This window comes from Streptococcus pseudopneumoniae (assembly GCF_001068775.1).
Taxonomy (GTDB): domain Bacteria; phylum Bacillota; class Bacilli; order Lactobacillales; family Streptococcaceae; genus Streptococcus; species Streptococcus pseudopneumoniae_N.
Map to the genome: position 1 here is coordinate 1 of NZ_JWAJ01000018.1, position 7,607 is coordinate 7,607.

General features: G+C 41.9%; 7 protein-coding genes and 1 tRNA gene. 2 read left to right on the top strand and 6 right to left on the bottom strand.

Features of this window, described 5'->3' with window-relative positions:
- Positions 1-290 precede the first annotated feature (290 nt).
- From pepF to ADF68_RS00600, 6 genes are read right to left on the bottom strand one after another with little or no spacing between them, the layout of a single operon-like run.
- Positions 291-2,087, bottom strand: coding sequence for an oligoendopeptidase F (gene pepF / locus ADF68_RS00575; protein ID WP_049548194.1), 1,797 nt, complete (start codon positions 2,085-2,087; stop codon positions 291-293).
- Between the two features lie 10 nt (positions 2,088-2,097).
- Positions 2,098-2,841 carry a 16S rRNA (uracil(1498)-N(3))-methyltransferase gene (locus ADF68_RS00580; protein WP_049548195.1) on the bottom strand — a complete coding sequence of 248 codons (744 nt, stop codon included), beginning with the start codon at positions 2,839-2,841 and terminating at the stop codon, positions 2,098-2,100.
- A gap of 1 nt (position 2,842) precedes the next feature.
- Complete coding sequence (prmA, locus tag ADF68_RS00585; protein WP_049548196.1) at positions 2,843-3,793, bottom strand: 50S ribosomal protein L11 methyltransferase; 951 nt, start codon at positions 3,791-3,793, stop codon at positions 2,843-2,845.
- Positions 3,794-3,805: 12 nt separating this feature from the next.
- The gene (locus tag ADF68_RS00590) at positions 3,806-4,825 is read right to left on the bottom strand and encodes an AbiH family protein (RefSeq protein WP_049548197.1); all 1,020 of its coding nucleotides are present in this window, start codon (positions 4,823-4,825) and stop codon (positions 3,806-3,808) included.
- 4 nt (positions 4,826-4,829) lie between these two features.
- The gene (locus ADF68_RS00595) at positions 4,830-5,273 is read right to left on the bottom strand and encodes an NUDIX hydrolase (RefSeq protein ID WP_049548198.1); all 444 of its coding nucleotides are present in this window, start codon (positions 5,271-5,273) and stop codon (positions 4,830-4,832) included.
- A gap of 9 nt (positions 5,274-5,282) precedes the next feature.
- Positions 5,283-5,753 (bottom strand): DUF3013 family protein, encoded by a 471-nt coding sequence (locus tag ADF68_RS00600; RefSeq protein WP_000257132.1) that lies wholly within the window; start codon positions 5,751-5,753, stop codon positions 5,283-5,285.
- A 115-nt stretch (positions 5,754-5,868) separates the two neighbouring features.
- Between ADF68_RS00600 and ADF68_RS00605 the strand changes: the two genes are divergently transcribed.
- Both ADF68_RS00605 and ADF68_RS00610 read left to right on the top strand, forming a co-directional pair.
- Positions 5,869-7,140: a replication-associated recombination protein A gene (locus ADF68_RS00605; RefSeq protein WP_049548199.1), complete on the top strand. Its 1,272-nt coding sequence runs from the start codon at positions 5,869-5,871 to the stop codon at positions 7,138-7,140.
- 263 nt (positions 7,141-7,403) lie between these two features.
- Positions 7,404-7,476: transfer RNA gene (locus ADF68_RS00610), tRNA-Lys, on the top strand.
- Positions 7,477-7,607: the final 131 nt, after the last annotated feature.

The following is a 7,607-nucleotide window of genomic DNA, read 5'->3' on the forward strand; positions in this document are numbered from 1 at the left end:
ACTTCTAGAAATTAAGTTGACTTTCCTAATCTCTTTGTTCACATCTTAATTCAATCTACTATATATAGCCGATTGAACTTAGAATAGTACACTACAGATTCTAAAACATTTTTAGAAATTGATTTGACTTTCCTAATCTCTTTGTTCATGTCTTATTTCAATCAACTATAAATTTTTTAAAGCAATAGATTAGATAAAAAAGCGAACAAGACCGAATTCTGAGTGTCAGATAACTCGTTTTGTTCGCTTTTTATATTTAAGATCAGACTTTTGTCCCAGATTCTTTTAATTTACTCTCCCAACTGGGCACTGTAGTTGATAATTCGGTCAACCGTATCAGACAAGAATTGAATGGTATCACGGAGTGGTTTGTCTGTTGAAATATCTGCTCCGATAATCATGGCTGACTCAAGCGGTGTCTTACTACCACCTGATTTAAGGAGATTGAGCCAGTCTTCAGCTCCAGTTTCTGAGTTTTTAAGATGAAGGTAACCAGCAGTCGAGATGACAAGTCCAGCTGAGTAAGTGTAGCTATACAAGCCCATGTAATAGTGAGCTTGGCGCATCCAAGTCAGAGCCGCATCGTCGTCAATCTCAATGGCATCTCCCCAAAAGTCTGTCAAGACTTCCTTCATAATGCTGTTGAGTTTACTTGCTCCAAAGGTCTCCCCTTCTTCAATCAATGTATAAACCTTACGCTGGAAGGCTGCTTCCAAGAGGTGGGTGATAAAGTTATGGAAGTAGGTATCTGTCAAGCGGTGGGCAAGAGCGAATCGTTTCTGACGTGGATCATCAGACTGGTGTTCCAAGTAATCACTTAAAAGCAATTCATTGAAGGTTGACGGTGCTTCAACATAGTAGGTCGACATGTGGGCGTTAAAATAGCTTTGGTGATTGTCAGAAAAGATGAATTGACCAGAGTGCCCGATTTCATGAATCAAGGTATAAACATCGCTCAAACGACCTGTCCAGCTCATGAGAACATAAGGATGCACACGGTATGGATCAGCTGCATAGCCACCAGAATCCTTACCACTATTAGCAGCAAAGTCCACCCAGCGTTCTTCTTGATAGCGAGCAACTTCCTGACAATATTCTTGCCCCAAAGGTTCTACCGACTTCATAACCAAATCGTAGGCATCATCAATAGTCACTTCAGGATTCAGAGCACTGTCCAAGTCCAATTTCCAGTCCGCAAAGGTCATCTTTTCAAGACCATTGACCTTGGCAACATGCTTGAGGTATCTCTGAGCAACTGGCGCAAAATCCTTCATGATGAGGTCAATTTGGCGGTCAAACATGGCACGATCCACTTCCTGCTCAGCCAGAAGATAATCAAAGACGGAGTCGTAGCCCTTCATATCAGCCAAGAGTTTTTCAGACTTGACTTGGGCTAGATAGGCTGCTGCAGCCGTATTTTGGTGCTTACGAAGACCTTCTGAGAAGGAACGGAAAGATTTCTCACGAACCTCAGCATCCTCATGGTTTTGGTAGAAATTTTCATAGCTCACAAAGCTGTTTTTGTAGGTCTTGCCATTGACTTCAAAGTCAGCCATTTCGAAATCCCCAGCTCGCATTTTAGTGTAAATATCCTGCGGACTGTAGAAAACTTCACCGAGATTGGTCAAGGCCTTCTCCACATCAGCCCCTAGATAGTGGGCTTTTTTGATTTTGGCCTGACGAATGGCCGCTGTCAAATGAGGTAATTCACCCAAACGGTCCAAGACTTCCTCGTCAGCTGCCACCAAGGCATCGTCAAAGAAGGTCAAGGCAACACTGGCATCTGTCTCAAACTCCATTCCAGCTTGGGCGATATTGGCAAAATCTTCATTACCATAGTCTGTCGTCTGAGGCATAAAGGCATAATTACCGATATGACTCATCTGAATGTAGATTTGTTCCAATTCTGCAAAAGCTTTCTCGAAATCTTCAAAAGTATGAAGATTGCCCTTGTAATCTCGACTAAATTGATTGATGTCTTCACGCGCCTTCTCTATCGCACGCAAGAAGTCCTCACGGTCTTGATATAGGGCTGTCAAATCCCAAAGTTCCTTTTCAGGAAATTCTGAACGGTGTTTTTGTTCCATCTTTTTCCTCTTATTTCTCTAATTCTAATAAAACACTAAGGGCTGACAGGGCATAAAGCGGTGCTGTTTCTGCTCGCAAAATACGAGGACCAAGACCTGCCAAGACTGCTCCTTTAGCTTCAAAACTCTCGATTTCTGCAGGTGAGAGACCACCTTCTGGACCAAAGATAAAGAGCAATTTAGCTCCTTTTTCCAGTCCAGCAACTGCTTTTATAAGTGCAGCTGATTCGCCTTCTTTAGCCGACTCTTCATAAGCCACCACGATGCGGTCAAACTGGCTCAGTTGTGCTAGAAAGTCTGCCTTTTTCTCAAAAAGCGTAATACTTGGGACAAAGTTGCGCTTGCTTTGCTCGGCTGCTCCAAGGGCGATTTTTTCTAGTTTCTCGACTTTTTTCCCTAGTTTTTTACCGTCCCATTTAGCAACTGACCAGTCTGCAGGGAAGGCCCAAATCTGACTAGCACCTAGTTCCGTCACCTTTTGAGTGATAAACTCCAACTTATCTCCCTTGGGAAAACCAGATGCGATGGTCACTTGTACTGGCAGTTCCACATTATCAGCTAATTCTTCAACTAGCTCCAATTGACGAGATTCCACATTGACCACGCGCGCCAAATGCTTAATGCCATCATCAAATACTAAAGCGACCTCATCATCTTCTTTCAGGCGCATAACCTGAAACATGTGCTTGCTGGTCTCCTTGTCCTCGATGGTGACAGGTGATGTGGCAAGACCTTTTACAAAATACTGTTGCATGCTAGCCTCCAATCACACCGGAGATATCCTTGGTCTTCTTGAAGACACAGGCATTCCACTCCCCTTGAATCATATGGGTTTCAAGGAAAAATCCAGCTGACTCAGCTGACTCACGCACCATATCCCACTTGTCCTTGATAATGCCACTCATGATGAGGTAGCCTTCATCCTTGACCAAGCGATAAGCATCCTCCGTCAGATGAATAAGGATATCCGCTAAGATATTGGCCACGATAACATCTGCCTCAATTTCCACTCCTTTAAGCAAATCGCCTGGGGCTACATGGATGTTTTCCATACCAGGATTGAGCTCAATATTTTCCTGAGCGACACGAACCGCCACATCATCCAAGTCATAGGCGAAAATCTCCTTGGCACCTAGGAGTGAGCTTGCAATAGAAAGAACCCCTGAACCAGTCCCTACATCTAGCACTGTTTCGCCACCACGAAGAACTTGCTCCAAGGCAAAGAGACTCATCTTGGTTGTTGGGTGCGTTCCCGTTCCAAAGGCCATGCCAGGGTCCAGCTTGATAATCTTTTCTCCCGCAGTCGCCTCATAGTCCGTCCATGACGGTACGATGGTTAGGTCATGGGTGATGCGTGCCGGTTCATAATACTTCTTCCAATTGTCTGCCCAGTCTTCCTCAGCTAAGGCAGTCGTACCAATCTTGATTTCTCCTAAGTCCATAAAGTCGGTCAATTCTGAGAGACGAGTTTGCAAGTCCGCTTCCACCACTGCGACATCAACTGTGTCAGGATAGTAGGCGGTCACCACAATTTCTTCTTGTTGCTCGACCTCAGGGAAAATCTCACCGAAGCGGTCCACATTTCCAACATAGTCCATGCTATCTTCAATTGCTACCCCTTGGGCACCTAACTCAATCAAGAGGTTGGAAACCAACTCCTCTCCCTCACGCTTGACTGTAACTTTTAACTCTTGCCATGTTTCCATTATATATTTTGCTTACCTTTCCATCAGATTAAAAATAGTCTTTCCAATAACAACAATAAGGTTATCTCTTAATTTCTTCTCTAACTCTAAATCAATTCCACTATTTTGTATGAATTTGTCTTCTACATTTCTGTATAAGCGTTTTACTCTAGTGGGGTTTCCTGCATCAAAATGAGGTACATAATGGTAAATTATGACAGGAACAGAACTTCTGATTGATTGTTCAGCAATCTGATTCCAGATATACCCATCAGTCTCTCCCAAAGAAACCCCATAAAGAATTATGATGTCAGAATTTTTTATAATATCGCTATTTTTAACATCCATATTTTCTCTATAGTTCTTCAAAACTAAATTTTTTATTAAGGATTCTTTTTGTTCTTCATCAAAACTATTTGAAATCTGTGTCTCGTCACTAACTCCTAAAACTGTGCAAATATCTACCGTTCCATGTGCATGAATTGGAGGCGCAATGTGAAATTTATAATTATTAGTTCGTAATTGATTGCTAAATGATTTTGCTGACTCATTATATAATTTATCGATTACATTTGTGTAATTAAGAGTTAATATATTCACGATATCGTGTTGATATAGATTTTCATTATATTTTTTATCAATAGTGGGTTGATTGATTACAGGGAGAGATTTCTTCATATCATTTAGAGTACTTACAAAATCAATTCTATTGCCTTTCTCAAGATTTTTTTCTTGTTGTATACGTAGATATTCTCTTAAATCGTCAACTACTTCACTAAAATCGTCTATAAATTTCTCCTTCATTTCTACACTTGAGGAAATGAGGTCGTAATCTTTTGTTAATTTACCAATTGACAATTCAAAATCTGACCAATTTTCATAATCATTTACTTTATCAGAAAATAGAGACTCATAAATGAGATTTGAATATTCTTCCTCGTTCTCTTTCCTACTTATGTAAGCCCTATTTTGAAATTCATAGAAATCCTTATATCTTGTTTTCAAACCATATTGCAAATCCAAACCATTTCCAACTATATAAGTAATATTCATATCCTTAGATTTTACCCTCTCTAATAACTTCCTCCAAATAATCCCTCAATCTCCCCTGCAACTGCGGAACTACTTGACTGGATGTCAAAAATTCCTCAATGTTCATCAGTTTATAGGCTTGCCCTTCATCTCCAAAGGTGATACTGTCAAACTGATCCTGACTTAACTGACCGACCATAAATACTGACTGTCTGCCTTCATAGAGCATGCTGGGATAGACCTTGCTCCAGAGCAAACAATCTTCATTTAAATGAATTCCCAGTTCTTCATAAACTTCACGCGCCGCACATTCAAATGGGCTTTCGTCCCCTTCACGGCCACCACCCGGCAACTCCCACATATTGGGCCAAGGGATATTTTCCTTATCATCACGCAAGATGACCAGTAGTTTATCACCACAAAATAAGGCAATCTTGCAACCTTGGAAATCAGTAAGTTCTATTTCCATGCTAGACTCCTAATATCTCGGATAAGGATAAAATTCTCCCTCTTCCAAGCCTGCTTTCCCTTCTTCAAAGACTTCTTGATTCCATTCCATGACAAATTCTTCTGCTTCTGGATCTTCCAAAAAGTCCATGAGGGCATCTAGTCCAACCTCTGCAGTATCTTTGAGAAATAGCGCAAAATAAGCTAAAAATTCACGAGAAAAACCTTTCTTAGGCAGGTAAGGGATGACTGTGAGATAGTCTTCTGCATTAACTGTTGACTTGGCAGGGTTGTAAAAAAGCACCGCTTCTTCAAAAAGGATATCATCTGACGAAACCTCTCCGTCTTCATCTAACATCTCCACCCCTGCAGCATTTTGTGCCTCTAATAGAAAACTCACTTCAACCGCATGATTGCGCTTATCCCAACTAATCTCATAATCAAAAGGAAAGTTCTTATCCAACTCTTCTTGTAAAACATCTAAAAATCCGTATGTTGCCATTTTGTCCTCTTTCTATACGACTCTTTAATCGCCCCGATTGCTCGGAAATATGCTAAAATAGATACTACCATCTTACCACATATGTATCAGAAAATCCACGTTAGAAAGGACTGCTATGCCAGACAATCTCGCGCTTCGCATGCGCCCTAAAACCATCGACCAGGTCATCGGTCAGGAGCATCTGGTCGGCTCAGGAAAAATCATCCGTCGCATGGTAGAGGCTAACCGCTTATCATCCATGATTCTCTATGGACCTCCAGGCATCGGAAAAACCAGTATCGCTTCAGCCATCGCTGGAACGACCAAGTATGCCTTTCGGACCTTCAATGCCACTGTTGATAGTAAAAAACGTCTCCAAGAAATCGCTGAAGAAGCTAAATTCTCAGGTGGCCTTGTACTGCTACTAGACGAGATTCATCGTCTTGACAAGACTAAACAAGACTTCCTCCTTCCACTCCTAGAAAGCGGACTGGTCATCATGATTGGGGCGACGACTGAAAATCCTTTCTTTTCTGTCACTCCAGCCATTCGTAGCCGTGTTCAGATTTTTGAACTGGAACCTCTGTCTAACCAAGATGTCAAAGGAGCCATTCAAATAGCCCTGACTGACCCTGAAAGAGGTTTTGATTTCCCTGTTGAGTTAGATGATAATGCCCTTGATTTTATCGCAAAATCTACCAATGGAGACCTCCGTTCTGCCTTTAATTCGCTTGATTTGGCAGTTCTCTCCACCCCAGAAAATGATGACGGCATCCGTCATATCACGCTTGACATCATGGAAAATAGTCTTCAGAGAAGCTATATCACTATGGACAAGGATGGAGATGGACATTACGACGTTCTCTCTGCTCTGCAAAAATCCATCCGTGGCTCGGATGTCGATGCCAGTCTCCACTACGCTGCCCGCTTGATTGAAGCAGGTGACCTTCCTAGTTTGGCACGCCGTTTGACGGTGATTGCTTATGAAGATATCGGCTTGGCTAATCCCGATGCACAGATCCATACCGTAACTGCTTTGGATGCTGCACAGAGAATCGGCTTCCCCGAAGCTCGCATCCTCATTGCCAATGTTGTCATTGATCTGGCGCTTTCACCTAAGTCTAACTCAGCCTACGTGGCTATAGATAAGGCCTTGTCTGACCTTAAAACATCGGGGCATCTGCCGATTCCACGTCACTTGCGAGATGGCCATTATAGCGGTAGCAAGGAATTAGGCAACGCCCAAAACTACCTCTATCCACATAGTTATCCTGGTCACTGGGTCAAGCAAGATTATTTACCAGAAAAAATTCGCGACCATAGCTACTTCTCACCAGAAGATACCGGAAAATACGAACGAGCCCTAGCTCAGCGCAAGGAAACCATTGATAAATTACGAAATTTGTGAAATCCTTTCCAAATAATTACATTTACCCCTTGATTTTTTTTGAAAAAGTGGTATTATATAAACATAGAAACGCTGTGGTGTACGACCTCACACTTAAGTGTTGACCGACTATTTTTTGTATTATTAGGGAAACAAAAGTCTTCTAACAGCATGTAGGCCGTCTCACACGGAAACAGCTTCAGTTAGAGCGAGTTGCCCACCTGCTTAATTGCGCGGGTTCAATACAAACCGTGAAGTTTCGGCACCAATACAGCTTTTTATTTGCCTTCTTAGCTCAGTTGGTAGAGCAGTAGACTCTTAATCTATGGGTCGCAGGTTCGAGTCCTGCAGGGGGCATCTAAATCAACAGGAAAAAGCCTTAATTTCAAGGCTTTTTTTGCTTGTCATTTTGTTTTTTGTACCAAATATAGTCAATTGAACCTAAAACAGTACATAATGTGGTATAATCTTCTTATGGCATATTCAAT